Below are 17,128 nucleotides of genomic sequence, written 5' to 3' on the forward strand. Positions count from 1 at the left end.
CACCCTCTTGCCGCATCCGCGCTTTGCGCTTACGCCTGTAGCCATGACCGGACCTCGATATACCCGCCTGATCGACAGCCTTCCCGCCACCGTGCCCTTCGTCGGGCCCGAGGAACACGAGCGCCTTGCCGGTCGCCGCTTCACTGCGCGGCTCGGAGCCAACGAGAACGGCTTTGGCCCCTCGCCGCGGGCGATTTCCGCGATGGCGGCTGCGGCCGGCGATGCCTGGAAATACGGCGACTCGACGAGCTTCGATCTGCGTACGGCGATTGCCGCGCATCACGATGTCGCGGTCGAGAACGTTCTGGTCGGCGAAGGGATCGACGGGCTGCTGGGCTACCTGTGCCGCCTGATGATCGAACCGGGCGATCCCGTTGTCACCTCGGAAGGTGCCTACCCGACCTTCAATTACCATGTCGCGGGCTTCGGCGGAGTGCTTCACAAAGTGCCCTATGCCGGGGATCACGAAGACCCGCAGGCGCTGATCGCGAAGGCCGCCGAGGTGGGCGCGAAGCTCGTCTATATAGCCAATCCCGATAACCCGATGGGCACGCATCATCCGAGCGAGACGATCGAGGCGATGATCGACGCGGTGCCGGATGGCACGCTGATGGTGCTGGACGAGGCCTATGTGGAATTCGCCGACGACGGGACCGAGGCGCGCATCGCGGCCGACGATCCCCGGGTGATTCGGATGCGGACCTTCTCGAAGGCCCATGGTCTGGCGGGCGCGCGCGTGGGCTATGCGCTTGCGGCCCCCGGCCTGATCGCGGCTTTCGACAAGATACGCAATCATTTCGGCATGTGCCGCATCTCTCAGGCAGGCGCGCTGGCCGCGCTGCAGGACAAGACGTGGCAGGCCTACATGCGTCTCCTCGTGGCAGGCGCACGCGACCGGATCGACGAGATCGCGCGCGAGAACGGGCTGAGCACCCTGCCCTCCGCCACGAATTTCGTCGCCGTGGACTGCGGGCAGGATGGTGATTTCGCGCGGGCCGTGCTGCAGGAACTGGACGCGCGCGCGGTGTTCGTGCGGATGCCCTTCGTCGCCCCGCAAAACCGTTGCATCCGCGTCTCGGTCGGGCCCGAAGCCGAGCTCGACGCTTTTGCCGCGGCCCTCCCTGACGCGCTGGATGCCGCCCGCGCGCGCTGATCTGCGCGCCCTCCCGGACACAAATCCGCCTACCAAATCGGCAAAAAAGCACCGGCGTCAGCACGTCTCGCCGCAAGGTGAATTGCGCCGACTCGGGGCCGGGCCCATGTTTTGCTCGACAACAGGAGCAGACACATGAGCCGCAAGATCCGCAACGCCCGTATCGCAATGTTGAGCCCGCTGGCCTTCGCGTTGGCCTTCGGTGCCTATGCAGGCAACACCCAGACCAGCCGCGAGATGCGGCTGTCGTCCTCGCGCACCGAGGCGCCGCAGGTCTCGCGGGAAGCCTCGGAAGAGGTCGAACAGCTCACCGACTGGCTGGAGCGTCACGGTCAGGCCTGACCGGCGCCTTTCGCGATCGCACCAGCCGCCGCGGCGATGCCGCCGGGGTTGTGCGGGATTTTCAGCGCCTGCATCCCGGCCTCCATCGTCGCCAGCGCGCCCAGCGTCATATGGGCGTTCACATGACCCATATGGGCGACCCGCAGGAAGTCATTTGCCTCGGGCGTGCCGGGTTCGGCCATGCCGAGCCCGATGCCGAGCGTCACCCCCGCCTCGCGCTCCAACCAGCTGCGCAGCCGCTGCGCATTGCCCGCGCCGATCCGCGCCGCCGTCACCGAATGGGCGCGATGGGCCGGGTTGGCGATGTTGAGCGCGATATCCCCTTCCTGCCCCCAGGTCTCGAAAGCAGCCCAGACGGCGGAGGCGAGCGTCGCGTGACGCGCCCAGATATGGGTGAGCCCCTCTTCCTCGAGGATCATCTTGAGCGACTCGTCGAGGCCGAAGAGGTGATGCGTCGGGGCGGTGCCTCCGAAATACTGGTAGACCATCTCGGGGAAGGCGCGCGGCTGCCAGTCCCAATAAGGCGTGACCATATCGGCCTCGCGGCTCGCCGCCAGCGCCTTGTCGGAGAACCACACAAAGCCCAGACCCGGCGGCACCATCAGCCCCTTCTGGCTGGCGGCGACCATCACATCGACGCCCCAATCGTCCATCCGGAACTCGTCGCAGGCGAGCGAGGCGATGCAATCGACCATCAAAAGCGCCGGATGCCCCGCTGCGTCGATCGCCGCACGGATCGCCGCCACGTCGTTGACCACGGAAGTCGCGGTATCGACATGGGTCAGCAGCACGGCCTTGATCTCGTGATCCTTGTCGGCGCGCAGGGCCTCTTCGACGCGGGCCGGATCGGCGGGCGCCTTCAGGCCGAATTCCAGCCGCTCCACATGAACGCCCATCGTCGCCGCGTTACGCGCCCAGATATTGCCGAAGCGCCCTGTCACGAGGCTCAGCGCCTTATCCCCGCGCGAGAAGACGTTCGCGATCGAGGCCTCCCATGCACCGTGGCCGTTGGCGATGTAGATCGCGACATGGGACGACGACATTGCCACCCGCCGCAGATTCGCCGCGACCCGCACCGAGATCTCCTCGATCTCGCCCTCATAGATGTTGGGCGCCGGGCGATGCATCGCGGCCAAAACACGGTCGGGCATCGTCGAGGGGCCGGGAATTGCGAGGTAAGGGCGACCTTGGGCAAGGCTCATCGGGTATCTCCGTCTGGCACAACGAATAATCGGTAATGCCGCCCGCGCGCGGCGTCAATCTCGCGCCCGGCTTGCACGCAGGCCCCGTCTCGCGGTAATTCACGGACTTAACCGCGCGCTCGAGAGGCGCGCCTATCGCATGGTGCCTCGTGGCCAAGACTGCAAACCCTTACACGTCGAAACACCTCGCCGGCCGGATGTGGCGCGATTATCTGCGCAAGCACTGGCCGATGATCGGGGTGTCGATGGTCCTTCTGATGATCGAAGGCTCAACGCTGGGCGCACTGAGCTGGATGCTCAAACCGCTCTTCGACAAGGTCTTCGTGCAGGGCGAGAGCGAGTTGATCTGGTGGGTCGGCGCCGCGATCTTCGGGCTGTTCGTGGTCCGGGCGACGACTTCGGTGGCCTCGCGCACGGTGATGACCAGCGTCTCGCTGCGCACGTCGAGCGACATGCAGACCGATCTGTTCCGCCACATGCTGCGGCTCGACCAGCGCTTCTACCAGGCCAACCCGCCCGGCGCCCTGATCGAACGGGTGCAAGGCGATACGAGCGCCGTGCAGGACGTCTGGAAGATCTTCATTTCCAGCACCGGGCGCGATGCGGTCTCGCTTATCTCGCTGTTCGCCGTTGCGGTCGCCATCGATCCGGGCTGGACCATGGGCGCCGTGATCGGCGCGCCGCTTCTGATCCTGCCGGTCGCGATGGCGCAGCGCTACATTCGCCGCAAAACCCGGCAGATGCGCGAAAGCTCCTCCGACCGCGCGACCCGGCTCGACGAGGTGTTCCACGGTATCGCTGCGGTGAAGCTCAACGGGATCGAGGACTATCAGGCGGGGCGCTTCGCGCGGCTGGTGGACGAGGTCCGCATCGCGCAGATCAAGACCACCTTCATCTCGGGGCTGGTGCCCGCGATGATCGACATCATCACCGGGCTTGGCTTCTTCGTGGTACTGATCCTCGGCGGTCAGGAAATCATGGCGGGCGAGCGTTCGGTCGGCGATTTCATGTCCTTCTTCACCGCAATGGCGCTGGCCTTCCAGCCGCTTCGCCGCCTCGCGAATTCGGCGGGCTCTTGGCAGACGGCGGCGGCGAGCCTCGAGCGGATTTATCGCCTGTTCGATACCGAACCGTCGATCACCTCGCCCGCGCACCCCGCCGCCCTGCCCGAGACCACGCGGATCGAGTTCGACGGCGTACATCTGCATTACGGCGACAAGCATGTCCTGCGCGGCCTCAGCTTCGTGGCGGAGCCCGGCCAGACCACCGCACTCGTCGGCCCTTCGGGCGCGGGCAAGACCACCGTGTTCAACCTGCTGACCCGGCTCGTCGATCCCGATAGAGGGCGCATCACTCTGGGCGGCACGCCGCTGAGCGATCTCGGCCTTGCCGAACTGCGCCAGCATTTTTCGACCGTGTCGCAGGACTCGGCTCTCTTCGACGAGACGATCCGCGAGAACGTCCTGCTCGGCCGGCAGGAGGTAGATCCCGACCATATCCAGACCGCGCTCGAAGCCGCGCACGTGACCGAGTTCACAGACCTTCTGCAGAACGGCATCAATACCGGCGCAGGCCCGCGCGGCTCGGCGCTCTCGGGCGGACAACGGCAAAGGGTCGCGATTGCGCGCGCCGTGCTGCGCGACGCGCCGATCCTGCTGCTCGACGAGGCGACCTCGGCGCTTGACACCGTCTCCGAGGCAAAGGTGGCGCAGGCGCTCTCGGAGCTCAGCGAGGGCCGCACGACGCTGGTCATCGCCCACCGCCTGTCGACCGTGCGCAACGCCGACAAGATCGTCGTGGTGGTTGAAGGTCAGGTCGTCGAACAGGGCACGCATGACGAACTGCTGGCCAAGAACGGGCCCTATGCGGGGCTGTGCCGGATGCAGCTTCTCGATTGAGTTGGCATTCCCGCCCCGGCTGCCTACATGGGCGGGGAAAGGAGACCTCCATGGCCGAGCGCATTCTCTACGAGATCACTGGCACGGATCGCGAGCACTTCCTGCAAGGGCTGGTGACGAACGACGTGCGCCACGTGAATGACGGGCTGGTCTATACCGCCCTGCTGACGCCGCAGGGAAAATACCTTGCCGATTTCTTCTTGCTAGCGCGAGGCGACGCGATCGTCATCGATATCGACGAAAGCATCGCCGAGGCGACGATCAAACGACTGGGCATGTACAAGCTCCGCGCCGACGTCGCGATCGCGCCCTCGGATCTGAAGGTCTACCGCGGCACAGGTCCGGCACCCGAGGGCGCGCTGACCGATCCACGCCATCCCGACATGGGCTGGCGGCTTTACGGCGACGAGGCGGGCGATGACGGCACCGATTGGGATGCGATCCGGGTCGAGCATTGCATCCCCGAGACCGGTATCGAACTGACCCCCGACACTTTCATCCTCGAAGCCGGGTTCGCTCAGCTAAATGGCGTCGATTTCCGCAAGGGCTGCTATGTCGGGCAAGAGGTCACGGCGCGGATGAAGCACAAAACGGAGCTGCGTAAAGGCTTCGTCACCGTAGGTGTCGAAGGGCCCGCGGAACCGGGTACCGAGATTACCTCCGAAGATCGCAGCGTGGGGCGTCTTTTCACGCGTTCGGGCGATCGCGCGATCGCCTATCTGCGCTTCGGGCGCGCCGATGGCGAGTTGTCGGCTGGCGAGGCCGTGGTCACTTATTTATGACCGCCGCGGATCAACTGTTTCGAAAAGCGCAAGCCCCACGGCGGAGATTTGCGGAACATCGTGACGCAGAGGAAACGACGATCGGCCGCACCTGGGGCACCAAAGGTTTTTTCGCTGCGCCCATCCCGTAAACTTCTAATGTTTACAGAATATTAACCGGCTCTTGATGCGATACGGGTTTCGCGCTTCGCGAATGACAGCCCTTGAATTTCGAGCGCCCGCGCTTAATTCGCCTTCAATGCGATCCTTCGCGAAGGACCAGGTTTTGGAAACGGGCAAAGGTGCTATGCGTCAAGCGCATAGCTGCCATGTGACCCAAGCCATATCGAATCGGGGGCCGAAAGGCCTAGATGGCCCTCACGCCAGGAAACGCAAGAGCAATAACAAAGGACGGAAGAATGCGCGATTTCGTTGACGGCTCGGCCTTCAATTACGAGCAGGGCCAACGAGCCCGCAAACTGTTCGCCGCTGTGGTCCTCGCGGCCTTGGACGATGCGATTGCAGACGACAAGAAATACGGCAATGGCCCCGAGCAGATCGCCCGCTGGGCACGCTCGCGCGATGGCCGTGAAGTTCTGTCCTGCGCCGGCATCGATCCGAACGAGCGCGTCGTCCGGGGTTTGATGGAATTCGTCGGCAAGGGTGTCCGTACGTCGGTCGCGCTGTCGCGCGAAGAAAGCGAACGCCGCCTCGCCGCGATCTCGGACGAGCACGAGGCCGAAGCGGCCTGATCCTGTCAGGCGCCACGGCGACAGTTGAGTACCCAAAACGGCGCGTCCCTCAGGGCGCGCCGTTTTGAATTTTCAAGGGCAGCTTTGCGCCGAGATTACCGCAATCGCGGCTGAAGCGCATGTTCGCGGGGGCAAACAGCGCGCGATCGTCGCCCCTGCCCCGGCTGTGTTGGCGATGGCGCGAGTCAGTCCAGATCGCGGCTCATCAGCGCGCGCTGCACTTCGCGGCGAACCATCTTGCGCAGATTACGTGTGATCTTCGCGCCAAGTGCGCCTTGCAACTCTTCGCGCAGCATCGCCGAGACGATCTGACGAAGTTGGGTTTCGTTCATCGATTGCACCGCCGGATGCAGCGGCGCTTCGGGTTGGTCCGGCGTCGACGCGAGTTCAGCCTCGAGCGCGGCGATCTCGTCGGCTTCGGAATCCTCTTCCAGCGTCGCACGCAATTCGGCATAGCTCGACATACGTGGCTCCGGCTCCGGGATGCGCGCCCCGGCATCGCTGAGATGCAGGCGGCGTGGCGGTGCGGAATCGGTCGGTGGCGCGGTTGTCGCCTCCGGCGCGGCAGCACGACCCGCGTCCGGTTCCGGTGCAAGATCTTCCCAATCCTGTGCCGAAGGCGCCTCCTCCGGTGTCTCAGCTCCCGGCGGGACATCGAAGCCCGAGATGGCCTTTGCCTCGAACGGCGTTTCGCCGAGATTAACGTCTTCCGGCTCCCCTTCGTCTGTGTCGGCCGCAGCGAAATCAAGCCCGGCCAAGGGATCGGTTTCGGCAGGCGCGTCGGCATCCTCGGCCGGGAGCGGCTCTGTGATACCTTCGTCCGCGGCCCCAAACTGATCCGGCGATTGCGGCGCGACGAACCCGGCCACGTCCTCCCAATCGGCAGTGGCAAAAGTCTGCTCCGGATCCGCACCTTGGGACCAGACCGGCGTGAAGCTCTCGGGAAGTTCGGTCAGGGGTGCAGTGCCGGCAGGTTCGAACCTGTCGCCTGTCTCGGATTCGAAATCTGAGCCATCGCGCGCGACTTCCGCCTCGAGTTGCGCGAGCGACCCTTCCAGCCGCTTGAGCTCATCGTCGAACCCGCCCTGCTGCAGTTCCGCCTCCGACGGCCAGGGCTCGGCCTCGGCATCGTCGAATTCGGGTTCGAAATTCTGCGGCTTCCGACGTGCCTCGGACAGTGGCGCGGGCGACTCGACCCCGGCAGGCGCGGCGGCCTTCTCCGGCTGGTCCTGCGCGAAATCCTGCGGTTCGGTTGCCTCTTCTTCAGGCGTCACTCCCGGCGCGGACCATTCGAGATCATGGATGTCGCCCTTCGGCTCCGCCTGCGTGTCGGAGACGAGATGCGCGGGCGTCAGAACCAGCGGATCGGGGGCCGCACGCTCGGCCTTGGAGGCCGGATAACTCTCGGCCATACGCGGGCTGTCCTGCGACACCAGTCGCCGGATCGATGCCAGCACATCTTCGATTTCAGGTCTGGGTCGGGTATCAGCCATAATCACTCCATCCTGCAGCGCGCACGCGCGCCTGTCCAGCCGTGACGGATCCGAAACTGCGAGGGACACCCGGAGGCTGCGATACCCGCGCCACTATGGCGCGGCGGGCGGGCCCCAAGAGCCCGCCGGAACACCGGTTGGTCGTTACTGGCCGATGGCCTTGAGCACACGATCCAGACGCTTGCCCTGCGGGCTGAGCGTAAGGGGCGCGGTGCGGACCGCATTGTAATAAGCCGCGGGATCATAGGTCGGAATTCCAAGCTTCAGGTTTTCTACCGTCAACAGCCCCATAGCGGACAAAAGTTGATAATAAGCTACCTGCAGCGTGGCGGCCGCGTCGATCCGTCCGGCCTGCGCGTCAAGCAGATCCTGTTCTGCCGAGAGCACGTCGAGCGTGGTGCGGGCGCCCAGAAGCGCCTCTTCCTTGACGCCCTGATAGGCGGTACGCGCTGCGGTGATCTGCTGGTCATAAGCCGAGATCTGCGCCTTCGCGATGTCGATCGCCGACCAGGCATTGGCCACGTTCTGCGCGACCGTCACGCCGGCCTGGCTGAGTTGTGCACGGGCCGACTGGTCGTTCGCCACGGCCTGGCGCTGTGCCGAGAGAAGCGCACCGCCGGAATAGAGCGTCTGGCTCATTTCGATCCCGGCCGACTGCGTCTGGATGCCCTGCTCTTCCTGCTTCAGGCCGAGCGAACCGGTGATTTTCGGCAGACGATTGGCGCGGGCGTAATCAACGCCGAGGTCATAGACCGCAACAGTGTGCTGCAGTTGCTTGATGCTCGGATGGCTGCGTAGGGCGATATCGCGCGCGGCATCCAGCGAGCCCGGCAGCGAGGGCCGCTTCGGGAACGCCGCGAGATTGCTCGGGTAGTGCCCGGTCGCGGCCTTGTAGGCCTCGCGCGCGGAACGCAGCTTGCCCTGTGCCGCGGCGAGCGACGCGCGGGCGGAAGCCAGCTGCGCCTGTGCGAGCGAGACGTCGGTCTTGGTGACTTCACCCACTTCGAACCGGTCGTTCGACGCCTTGAGTTCCTCGTTCAGGACGCGCGCGGAATTCTGGTTGATCGCAACCTGCTCGGAGGCCGACTTCACGTCCGAATAGGCCTGGATCGCTGCCAGAAGCACGTTCTGCTCGACCGAACGCAGCCCCTCGCGGGTGGCGAGCACGGTCTCTTTCTTCATCGAGACATTCAGCTTGTTACGGCCGAAATCGAACAGTGTCATCGACGCGCCGAGCGTGGTCGAGGCTTTTTGCGAGATCGTGCGCGTGGCGTCGGCATTGAGGTAATCGTAGCTCGCGGTCCATTGCAGGACCGGGCGCAGATTCGCGACGGCTTGCGCGACGTCTTCATCCGCGGCCCGCAGCGCAGCACGGTTCTGCTCCAGCAGGTTCGAATGGCGATAAGCAGAGACCAGCGCGTCGGCCAGCGTCTCGGCCCCGGCCGTGATCGGCGCCATGGCGGTCGCCGCGACCAAAGCGGTCCATGTCAGTGTCTTGCGCAGCATCGAATGCCCCTCGTTTTCCTGTATCGCCACAGATGCAGGAGTCCCTCTGCCGCCGGGCGCAATTACTTTAAGTTTATCGGCTCGCCGCTCGATTGCATATCCTGCAAAACAGCTAGCCTATTCGATGTGCCTTTCAGAGCACGAATTCACGCGGCTGCACGAAGCCCGGAAGGACCGGTGCGGTGCCATTGAACAGGTCGCGCCAGCTCATCGCTCCGTCGATCTTGTAGCCGATCCGAGCGATGCCGAGGGCGCCTTCCATGAAAATCGCGGCGATCCGACCGCCTTCCTTGAGCTGCTCGATCAGCGCGGGCGGAATGGCTTCCACTGCGCCTTCGATCAGAATTGCGTCATATGGGCCGTGCTGCGCCGCACCCTCGGTCAGCGCGCCGGTCACGACGGCGACATTGTCGGCCCCGGCCTCGGCCAGCGCGGCCTCCGCCTGCGACGCCATGTCCCCGTCTTCCAGCGCGACGACTGCCTCGGCCATCCGCGCGATCACCGCGGAGGAATAGCCGAGCCCCGCGCCCACATCGAGCACCAGATCGTCGGGCTGAATGTCGAGCGCGTCGAGCATCTTCGCGAAATTGCGCGGCTCGAGCAGGACCCGGCCCGGTGCCAGTTCGAGGTTTTCCCCGATATAGGCGGCTTCGCGCTTGGCCGCGGGCACGAATTGCTCGCGCGGCACATGCAGCATCGCCGCGATGATCGGGAATTTGGTCACGTCGTTGGGGCGGACCTGCGTGTCGACCATCACGGTGCGGCGCGTAGCGAAATCTTGCATGTCGAGAACTCTTCGGTAGCAAACCCTTGTGGGCGGTTTTGCCACAGAAGCAGGGCCTGAGCAAGTTATGCGAGAGCCAGATCCGACCTGCCGTCGCGCTCAGGGGCGATGGCGCCCGCGCACAATGCATCTCGGACGCAACTCGCCTCTTGCGCGGGCGCCTGCGATACCGTATCTGACGCCCACACCACGGTGGCGAGTTGGCGGAGTGGTGACGCAGCGGATTGCAAATCCGTGTACACCGGTTCGATTCCGGTACTCGCCTCCAAATATTTTCAATGACTTACGAGCGATTGAGCCGGCGGACGAACGGAAGTTCCGACACCGGTTCCGACATTCATGTTCTGGGCGTGTTCTGTTCTCGCTCGATTTGCACTTGCTTCGCGCGCGCTTTCTGACGAGCGGGACCCGCGTATTTCGCGACCATTGCGCGAGTTTTGTGGCCGGTCACGGCCATTATCAGCTCGTCGCTGCACCCCATTGCAGCGAGCTCTGCCGCTGCGGTGTAGCGCAAGCCGTGCAGATCGTAGGCTTCAGCGCCAATCTTCTTTCGCACGTCCATTACGAGGCCGGCGGCACTCCGGTAACTCGTCACCTTTCCCGCGCTTCCCCACGCACATATCGTCAGCCCGAGCCGCGGCGTCTTGTCCAAGACCGCGCGAAGTTGAGGCGTGAACGGCACCCAGAGGCGCGCGCCCGTCTTTCCCTGCCGCACATTGACGCCATCGCCTTCGATGTCATCCCAGCGCATCCGGAGGACATCGCCAATTCGCTGCCCGGTCCCAACACACAGCTCAAAGACTAGGAGCGCCCGGTCCGGCGCAGCCTTACGAAACTTGACGAGCATCTCCGCGGGCCATGCCTCGCGCGGCGCCCTCGTGGACTGGAGCAGCGAGACACCCTTTGCCGGGTTATCATCGCGCCAGCCTTCATCAATCGCGTGCTCCATCAAGACCCGCAGCACCTGGACAATGTAATTTGCGAAGCGCACTGTCTCTGAGTTCGTGTCGCGGGCCCGGATTACGTCTTTTCGCTGGAGCTTGTCGGCGGGCAGCGGTCCGAGCTTTTCGAGCACCCAGGAAAGAATCTTCTCGTAATCTTTAACGGTGCGCGGCGCCAAGCGCTTGAACCTCTGGCTCTTTCGATACGATGCGACGAGCTCCGTGAATGATCTGCGCTCGGGGATGCTCGACACGGAATTCAGGATCTTCGCGTATTCGATCGCAAATTCCGGCGTCCCGGGCTCAGAGTAGATCCGCTGGGACTTGCTGCCGCGCCGCTCGTAATAGAGCAACCCACCCTTGCGGCGGTAAACGTAGGCGGGCAAATCGCGCTTCATTTCTTCATGTCCACCAAATCAAAAGCATCGCGAGAATCTGGGTGCCCCGCGGGCGAGACCCGGATCTTGCCGTCGGGCATGATCTCAACAGAGCATCCTAATGCGACCCACTCTGCCACGGCGCGGCGCAGGTCGGAAGGTCGCATGAGCGGCTTTGAGTCACTCATTACGCCAACCTCCGCTGGTGGGGACGAGCAAAGGCGCCAAGGCTTGCGCTTCGATATCCTCGAGCAGCGCAAGATTGTGGCAAGCATTGCGGAGCCACCGAACATAGCGGTTCGCCTGCATGATCTCTTCGCGCGACCAGCGCTTCCTGCGCACAAGCGGCTGTTCGGCCCAAAAGCGGACGAGTTCGGCGGCACACGCCAAGCCCTGAACCGCGCGGGCCCGGTCTGAGATGTCCAAGAAAAACCCCGCCACCGGAATTCTTAGGCGGGATATGGTGAAAATCAGCGATTCCCGCATATCATCGCCAAGCCTTGGTGCGCTCAAGGTTGCTCGCATCTGCAACGACGCGAGGCCATGTGACAGGTGATACGCCGCGTCTGGGCCCGCGAGCGTGCGGCGGAACTCGTCTTCGATCATTAAACCCTGCTCGACAGGCTCTACGGTTGCATGGTGGAACATCGGCTTCCCCTTTCACCCCAAAGGCTGTGCCCTCTCGGTGTTCAAGAACAGCAAGAAACGAATATGCCACTGTGAACAGGATCGGCCCCAAGAGGCGCGGCGGCGTGCGGCTCGATCGGGGCAAAAAGTTCGGAGCGGCGGCAAATTTCTACGCCGGTCGGCCGGTGCCGCGCGGTTGCGGTTGAACTATCCACCAGGGGGCGGGGTCGGCCTCTCTAGAGTGGGCCTCGCCACGCTCGCCGATCTGTCGCGTAAAGCGGGTCTACACGGCGATCGCTCGATGATCGGTCAGCGCGCAGGCTGCCCGCCCCCTTACCGAAACGCGCTTGCGACGCCCCGGGGTGTGATTGCCATATGCTCGCAAGGGTATACCGCAGCGAACACACGAAAACTGTCACAGACAGTGCTCGTTGTCCTTGACATTCGCTTACGAACACCCAATCTAACGAACACAAGCAATACGAACGCCCATCATGAAGGACACGCCCCAATGGACATCAAAGAACTCGAATATTTTTTCAAACTCTCGTCGAACTTCAACAAAGCTCGCAGGGAAGGTCAGCAAGACCTCATCGAAGAAGCAAAGAGCGACTTGGAAATGCTCTTGTTGCACGCAGATTCCGACGCGCTGCAAGCGCGTGCGCACTCGCTCTTGGCGATCGCTGCGTGAACAGGGGCGGCGGCCGGACCGCCGCTCTTCTTCTCTGAAATCGAAGGCGTCACGCGATGAGAACTATTCTTTATGCACGGGTTTCGACCCGCGACCAGACGGCCGCCCACCAACTTACCCAAGCGCAAGCGGCGGGCTTCACTGTCGACGAAGTAGTAACTGACGAGGGCGTCTCAGGGATCAGCACGCGCCTTGCGGAGCGACCGCAGGGCCGCCGCTTATTCGACATGCTCCGCGAGGGTGACACCTTGCTCGTGCGCTGGGTTGATCGCCTCGGCAGGGATTATGCCGACGTGAGCGACACCATTCGCGAATTCATGCGGCGCGGCGTCGTCGTGCGAACAGTGATAAACGGGATGGTCTTTGATGGGGCCACAAAAGACCCCATGCAGCAGGCAGTTCGCGATGCGCTGATCGCGTTCATGGCGGCCCTATCGCAAGCGCAAGCCGAAGCGATGAAGGAAGCTCGGCGCGCGGGCATCGCACATGCAAAATCACTGCCTGACGCGAAGCGAAAGTTTCGAGGGCGCAAACCGAGCTATACCCGCGCCCAATTCAAAGAAGCCCAAGACATGCTCGCCCAAGGCGCCGGGTTGTCGGAAATCTCTCGCGTGACCGAACTATCTCGCGCTACCATTTGGCGCATAAAGACAGATCCGGCAGGCTGCGAAGCGGCGCTTGAGCTTTGGGGGGAGTAGCCGCGATATCCCCGGGATTTCTAAATACCAGCGTGCAGACCGTCGGTGACAATTCGTTCTGGTAACTGCATTGGAGCAAACTATGACCTCAAATCGATGGAGCCTAAAGAGGGCCGCAGCGTTCGGGGCGGTTTTATCGCCCGTTGGCCTTGTAGCGCAAAACGCCATGGGAAACGCATCTTTCAACGGCAGCACGGCGCACCTTATCGGCATGGGAATAGGCAGCGCGCTAGGAGGTGCAATCCTCTTCGTGCTGGTGGCGTCAATCCGAAACGCATTTGCCTCTTAGTGTCTTTTGCCAGCGGGGCCGATTTGATTACGGTTTCGCCCCTAGCACAGACGCATAAGTTAAAGTGTCAGACGATTGACTCCGGCCTTGCCCTGCTGGGCGCAAGTAATCCGCACAAGGGTGTGCAGGAAGTCGCGCGCCGCCTTCGTCCAGAGGGCGTCGGCCAGCGCGTTGTGCTCAGTGCTCTCCTGCGGCGGCAGAACCTCGACACCGATCTCGGCGCGCAGCTGCTGGACGTCGCGGCAGAACATCGGCCAACCCGCCGGTATATCAATCATTCGACCGTACAGCTGACAGAGCACCACCCAATCGTAGGCGGCATAGTAGGCCCAGAACTCGGGCGCGGCGCCGGCGAACTGGATCAGCTCATCGGCGATCTCCGCTCGAGGCCGCACGTGGCCATGAAGATGCGGCAGGACTTTCGTAGTCACCCACTCATCCGCCCGAGAACGGTCCGTCTTGGCCGGCTCGGCGTAGTAGGTCGCGCCGTCCTCGCGCACCATTCCGATCGAAAGCAACTCGATCGTGTTACCATCCTCGATAAATTCCGTGTCGAACTATATCCGCATGGCCTCGCTCCCCGCCCAAGCGCTATTGCAAGGCATCAATGGTCGGATCGCTATCTTTCGTCGCGAGGTCCGAAGCCATTGCGTTCGACAGTTCGTTCCCCATCCAGCCTTTCGACATCTGGCGAAGAGCAGCCCGGTTCGCCGGGTTATTCTCGGAAAGGAGCTTTGCCGCGTATTCCGGGTCGATCAGCGCCCGATCAAGCGCCATTTCGTAGGCCTTCGACGCTTGCTTGGCGACCGCACGGTTCGCAAGGCGACTTGCCAGATATGTCACCATGTATAGAGGATTCACGCGTCCGCGGGCGACTTCGTAGCCCTTCGCCTGGACCTCGGCGAGCGTCAGAGTCTTGTTTCTGTGCATCAAGGCGGTGCCAGATGGGTTTGCCGCCGTGCGCTGCGCGGGCTGCACACCCGCTTGGCGAAGCGTCGTGGCAATGTCCCGGATGCGTTGCAGCTGCTCCGGGTCGTCGCGATAAAGGCGCTCTGCCGCAGCTGCAACGCCCGGGTCATCCAAGAACGCCTTCCACTTCTTCGGTGCCCACGCCATCACGCCGTCGGAGCTCATAGTCGCGAGGTTTTGGCCTCGTCCTTCTTGCTCCATCACATCCCAGAACGCGCGGCGTGCGCCTTGGATCGCATGCGGATCATTACCCACGAAGCTCAGAATTTCGTCCATCGCCTCCGCCGGACGCGGGTTGTTGCGGAGCACCTGGCGCATGGCGCGCGCTGCGGTTTCATCTCCATATCGGAGATATTTCGCCACGGCGCTCGTGCCGTTCTCGCCAATGTCCTTGGCGATCCGTTCGGCCGAGGCTTGCGCGCCCTCCGCGGTCGCGCGCTTGGCTGCCGCGGTGCGAAGCTCCTGCTCGAGGCCGGGGAAGCGTTTGATCTGCTCGCCGTAGTCCTGCATGAACTTCTCGGCCCCCGCTGCGGTCGAAAAATCACCGCGCGACAGGATCTCTTGCTTCACCGCTTCGCGCGTCTGGGGCGTCGTGGCGCGGGCGAACAGTTCATCGATATTCTGCGGATCGGAGAACGTGGAAGCCACGCGGTCGTCGCGCATCTTCGGGCGGCCACCTTCGCCCTCTGCGAGAGCGGATGCAATGGGGCTGCCAGGGCGCGCGAAAGCATCGGCCTCGTTCAGCTTCGCCTGTTTCGCCGCCAATAGCGCGTCGCGCTGCTCGGAAGTCATGGCGCCTTGCAGGTAGTCATCGAGCGCAGAGCGCACCCGGCCAATAGCCTCTGCCGCGTTCCGCCCGCCTTTCTCGGCGCGCGGGTCCGCGAGCGCGGCGCGCTGGAGGCGGCTAAGTTCGCTGTCGAGATCCACGACTTCCGTCAGACTGACGGGCGCGCCTTCATCCAAGGAGTTCAGCACACGGTCAATAGTTGCCTCGGGCAGCAGGCCCTTGCGAGTTTCTGTGAGCGTGCCTTTCGCATCGGCAACTGCGGCGCGCAGCGCGTCACCGCTGCCTTGAGCTCCGGAAAAGCCCGTGCTGTTGCGCAAGTTTTCATACGCAGCATCAGTCTGCCCCCGCGCAACATCACGCGCTGCGGCCAAATCCTCGCGGATCGCGCCGCCCCGCTCGGCGCGGGTAGTGTTGACGCCAAATGGCGCGGCCGCGCGGTCGGCCTCCTGCCCGAACATCTGCGCCAGCGCGTCAGCTTCCGACAATCGACGGGAGCGCTCGGCCTGCATGGCATCCGACAGCGCCGCGGAAGGCTGCGTCGGGGCCATTTCCCCTGTTGCGCGCTCCACCGCCGCGTTGTTCGCCCCGAGCGCATCAGTGTAGCGCCCTTGGTTCGGGCCCCGAGCGCGGGCGGCCTCAAGCGCGCCGATCCCTGCGTCGCCTGTCCTGTTTGCCGTTGTAGCGCGAAACCCCGGCACGACGTTTTCGACCGGTGCGGGCTCTCTGAGGGCCGCGACAAGAGGGTCCGTGTTCATTCCAGTGCCAGGCGGGGCATCGACTGACTGTCGCGCCACGAGATCGCTATTGGACGCCAGCGTGTCGGCGACCCGCTCATTCACGACGCGCGAAGCGTATTTCGGGCTACCCGTGATTGCAGACCCGATAGTCCCGACGTGAGACGCGACCCCGCGTCCGATTGCAGTTGCTCCAGCACCGCCGATACCGCCAAGCAACTCGGCCACCCAGTTATCGGGTCCGAAGACTTCGTTCGCCGTCGCGGCTCCGGCTCCGGCGCCGGCTCCCATTGCCAGTTCCTTGGCTGCGGTTTGAGCCGGGGCGGCGGCCATTGGGGCGCCGATATTCTTCGCCACCCCGGGAAGCCATGTTTGGGGCTTAGAGGCCGCGAAAGACTCGAGGGCGCGCACGCCTTCCGCGCCCAAAGCTCGCGCAAGCGCCCCGCCGGCGATGACTGGAACAGCCGCTGCGCCAACGTCCTGCATTGCGCGATCGGCAAACCGCCCGACGCCGCTTTGCGGTTCGTATTTAGGCACGGCGCCGCCATATCGAAGCGCGTTGTCGATGCTGGCCGAACCGCCTACCGGGGCTTCCGACGACAGATAGTCCCCCAGAATCGGAACTTTCGAAAGCGTCCAGTTCGCCGCGTCTACCGGCAGGCCAATTAGGTTCGAAATGCCCTGCCGGAAACCGGAGGCCGCCGAAGCCCCGATATCAAGGGCTCCTGTGCCGAGTGCGCTAAGCAGACCGTCATCGGGCTGCGGAGCGGGTTGCGTCTGAGCCGGAGCGGGCGCTTCTACGCCGCCCCGCCCCGCTTGCACATAGCTCGGAGTGGCGGGTGCCGCCGGGGTCGCGGGCGGTTGCGCCGCGCCTTCCGCCATCGGGAAGTTGGCCCACGGATCGTTACCGGCGGGCTGGACGATGGGGAAATCTCGCCAAGGGTCGTCGGCAGGGCGGATATTGCCGACTGCATCTGCGAGCGGGAAAGCCGCCCAAGGATCGGTCGCATCACTGGATCCAGGACGAACCTCGCCATTTGGCCGATAAGGCTTCGTTTGCTCGATTTCCGCCATCTTGAACCCTCTCACATCATCGCGTTTGTGTGGCCCCTACAAGCTGCCCG

The 17,128-nt window shown here is 63.9% G+C and carries 16 protein-coding genes and 1 tRNA gene; 8 read left to right on the forward strand and 9 right to left on the reverse strand.

Going from position 1 to position 17,128, the window contains the following annotated elements; all coding sequences use genetic code 11:
* The first annotated feature begins 43 nt into the window (after positions 1-43).
* Together B6V76_RS10930 and B6V76_RS10935 are read left to right on the forward strand one after the other, a co-directional pair.
* Positions 44-1,153, forward strand: coding sequence for a pyridoxal phosphate-dependent aminotransferase (locus B6V76_RS10930; protein WP_088727412.1), 1,110 nt, complete (start codon positions 44-46; stop codon positions 1,151-1,153).
* 135 nt (positions 1,154-1,288) lie between these two features.
* Complete coding sequence (locus B6V76_RS10935) at positions 1,289-1,495, forward strand: hypothetical protein (RefSeq protein ID WP_075773878.1); 207 nt, start codon at positions 1,289-1,291, stop codon at positions 1,493-1,495.
* Here the strand turns inward: B6V76_RS10935 and B6V76_RS10940 are convergent.
* Positions 1,486-2,697, reverse strand: a complete 1,212-nt coding sequence (locus tag B6V76_RS10940) for an aminotransferase class V-fold PLP-dependent enzyme (RefSeq protein ID WP_075773877.1) — start codon at positions 2,695-2,697, stop codon at positions 1,486-1,488. The genes B6V76_RS10935 and B6V76_RS10940 overlap by 10 nt on opposite strands.
* 197 nt (positions 2,698-2,894) lie before the next feature.
* On the opposite strand from B6V76_RS10940, the gene B6V76_RS10945 reads away from it, so the two are divergent.
* The 3 genes from B6V76_RS10945 (at position 2,895) to B6V76_RS10955 (ending at position 6,108) form a co-directional block, all read left to right on the forward strand.
* Positions 2,895-4,595 (forward strand): ABC transporter ATP-binding protein, encoded by a 1,701-nt coding sequence (locus B6V76_RS10945; protein ID WP_088727413.1) that lies wholly within the window; start codon positions 2,895-2,897, stop codon positions 4,593-4,595.
* A gap of 50 nt (positions 4,596-4,645) precedes the next feature.
* Positions 4,646-5,377, forward strand: a complete 732-nt coding sequence (locus B6V76_RS10950; RefSeq protein WP_088727414.1) for a folate-binding protein YgfZ — start codon at positions 4,646-4,648, stop codon at positions 5,375-5,377.
* A 398-nt stretch (positions 5,378-5,775) separates the two neighbouring features.
* Positions 5,776-6,108, forward strand: a complete 333-nt coding sequence (locus tag B6V76_RS10955) for a DUF6280 family protein (RefSeq protein WP_075773874.1) — start codon at positions 5,776-5,778, stop codon at positions 6,106-6,108.
* A 185-nt stretch (positions 6,109-6,293) separates the two neighbouring features.
* Here B6V76_RS10955 and B6V76_RS19945 read toward each other — a convergent pair whose 3' ends face one another.
* The 3 genes from B6V76_RS19945 to B6V76_RS10970 form a co-directional block, all read right to left on the reverse strand.
* On the reverse strand, positions 6,294-7,601 hold the full coding sequence (locus B6V76_RS19945) for a hypothetical protein (protein ID WP_088727415.1): 1,308 nt from the start codon (positions 7,599-7,601) through the stop codon (positions 6,294-6,296).
* Positions 7,602-7,745: 144 nt separating this feature from the next.
* Positions 7,746-9,107, reverse strand: a complete 1,362-nt coding sequence (locus B6V76_RS10965) for a TolC family outer membrane protein (protein ID WP_075773872.1) — start codon at positions 9,105-9,107, stop codon at positions 7,746-7,748.
* Between the two features lie 133 nt (positions 9,108-9,240).
* The gene (locus B6V76_RS10970; protein WP_088719483.1) at positions 9,241-9,891 is read right to left on the reverse strand and encodes a protein-L-isoaspartate O-methyltransferase; all 651 of its coding nucleotides are present in this window, start codon (positions 9,889-9,891) and stop codon (positions 9,241-9,243) included.
* Positions 9,892-10,085: 194 nt separating this feature from the next.
* Between B6V76_RS10970 and B6V76_RS10975 the strand changes: the two genes are divergently transcribed.
* Positions 10,086-10,159 (forward strand) — tRNA-Cys (locus B6V76_RS10975).
* Between the two features lie 69 nt (positions 10,160-10,228).
* Here the strand turns inward: B6V76_RS10975 and B6V76_RS10980 are convergent.
* From B6V76_RS10980 to B6V76_RS10985, 3 genes are read right to left on the reverse strand one after another with little or no spacing between them, the layout of a single operon-like run.
* Positions 10,229-11,230, reverse strand: a complete 1,002-nt coding sequence (locus tag B6V76_RS10980; protein WP_088727416.1) for a tyrosine-type recombinase/integrase — start codon at positions 11,228-11,230, stop codon at positions 10,229-10,231.
* Complete coding sequence (locus B6V76_RS19950; protein WP_166504581.1) at positions 11,227-11,397, reverse strand: hypothetical protein; 171 nt, start codon at positions 11,395-11,397, stop codon at positions 11,227-11,229. The genes B6V76_RS10980 and B6V76_RS19950 overlap by 4 nt, the downstream gene beginning before the upstream one ends.
* Positions 11,390-11,857, reverse strand: a complete 468-nt coding sequence (locus B6V76_RS10985) for a hypothetical protein (protein WP_088727417.1) — start codon at positions 11,855-11,857, stop codon at positions 11,390-11,392. Before B6V76_RS10985 ends, B6V76_RS19950 begins: the two co-directional genes overlap by 8 nt.
* Positions 11,858-12,347: 490 nt before the next feature.
* On the opposite strand from B6V76_RS10985, the gene B6V76_RS10990 reads away from it, so the two are divergent.
* Positions 12,348-12,527 carry a hypothetical protein gene (locus B6V76_RS10990; RefSeq protein WP_088727418.1) on the forward strand — a complete coding sequence of 60 codons (180 nt, stop codon included), beginning with the start codon at positions 12,348-12,350 and terminating at the stop codon, positions 12,525-12,527.
* A 56-nt stretch (positions 12,528-12,583) separates the two neighbouring features.
* Entirely contained in the window at positions 12,584-13,225 is a 642-nt protein-coding gene (locus B6V76_RS10995; protein ID WP_088727419.1) for a recombinase family protein, read from the forward strand.
* A 348-nt stretch (positions 13,226-13,573) separates the two neighbouring features.
* Here the strand turns inward: B6V76_RS10995 and B6V76_RS11000 are convergent, their stop codons facing one another.
* Together B6V76_RS11000 and B6V76_RS11005 are read right to left on the reverse strand one after the other, a co-directional pair.
* Positions 13,574-14,056 carry a 3'-5' exoribonuclease gene (locus tag B6V76_RS11000; RefSeq protein WP_276206136.1) on the reverse strand — a complete coding sequence of 161 codons (483 nt, stop codon included), beginning with the start codon at positions 14,054-14,056 and terminating at the stop codon, positions 13,574-13,576.
* Between the two features lie 49 nt (positions 14,057-14,105).
* Entirely contained in the window at positions 14,106-17,078 is a 2,973-nt protein-coding gene (locus tag B6V76_RS11005) for a hypothetical protein (RefSeq protein ID WP_088727420.1), read from the reverse strand.
* Positions 17,079-17,128: the final 50 nt, after the last annotated feature.

It is taken from the genome of Thioclava sp. IC9 (genome assembly GCF_002213225.1).
GTDB lineage: Bacteria > Pseudomonadota > Alphaproteobacteria > Rhodobacterales > Rhodobacteraceae > Thioclava > Thioclava nitratireducens.

Excerpts from the sequence above, each read along its gene's own strand:
- B6V76_RS10930 (WP_088727412.1), top strand. The coding sequence starts at position 44 with ATGACCGGACCTCGATATACCCGCCTGATCGACAGCCTTCCCGCCACC.
- B6V76_RS10935 (WP_075773878.1), top strand. The coding sequence starts at position 1,289 with ATGAGCCGCAAGATCCGCAACGCCCGTATCGCAATGTTGAGCCCGCTG.
- B6V76_RS10940 (WP_075773877.1), bottom strand. The coding sequence starts at position 2,697 with ATGAGCCTTGCCCAAGGTCGCCCTTACCTCGCAATTCCCGGCCCCTCG.
- B6V76_RS10945 (WP_088727413.1), top strand. The coding sequence starts at position 2,895 with ATGTGGCGCGATTATCTGCGCAAGCACTGGCCGATGATCGGGGTGTCG.
- B6V76_RS10950 (WP_088727414.1), top strand. The coding sequence starts at position 4,646 with ATGGCCGAGCGCATTCTCTACGAGATCACTGGCACGGATCGCGAGCAC.
- B6V76_RS10955 (WP_075773874.1), top strand. The coding sequence starts at position 5,776 with ATGCGCGATTTCGTTGACGGCTCGGCCTTCAATTACGAGCAGGGCCAA.
- B6V76_RS19945 (WP_088727415.1), bottom strand. The coding sequence starts at position 7,601 with ATGGCTGATACCCGACCCAGACCTGAAATCGAAGATGTGCTGGCATCG.
- B6V76_RS10965 (WP_075773872.1), bottom strand. The coding sequence starts at position 9,107 with ATGCTGCGCAAGACACTGACATGGACCGCTTTGGTCGCGGCGACCGCC.
- B6V76_RS10970 (WP_088719483.1), bottom strand. The coding sequence starts at position 9,891 with ATGCAAGATTTCGCTACGCGCCGCACCGTGATGGTCGACACGCAGGTC.
- B6V76_RS10980 (WP_088727416.1), bottom strand. The coding sequence starts at position 11,230 with ATGAAGCGCGATTTGCCCGCCTACGTTTACCGCCGCAAGGGTGGGTTG.
- B6V76_RS19950 (WP_166504581.1), bottom strand. The coding sequence starts at position 11,397 with ATGAGTGACTCAAAGCCGCTCATGCGACCTTCCGACCTGCGCCGCGCC.
- B6V76_RS10985 (WP_088727417.1), bottom strand. The coding sequence starts at position 11,857 with ATGTTCCACCATGCAACCGTAGAGCCTGTCGAGCAGGGTTTAATGATC.
- B6V76_RS10990 (WP_088727418.1), top strand. The coding sequence starts at position 12,348 with ATGGACATCAAAGAACTCGAATATTTTTTCAAACTCTCGTCGAACTTC.
- B6V76_RS10995 (WP_088727419.1), top strand. The coding sequence starts at position 12,584 with ATGAGAACTATTCTTTATGCACGGGTTTCGACCCGCGACCAGACGGCC.
- B6V76_RS11005 (WP_088727420.1), bottom strand. The coding sequence starts at position 17,078 with ATGGCGGAAATCGAGCAAACGAAGCCTTATCGGCCAAATGGCGAGGTT.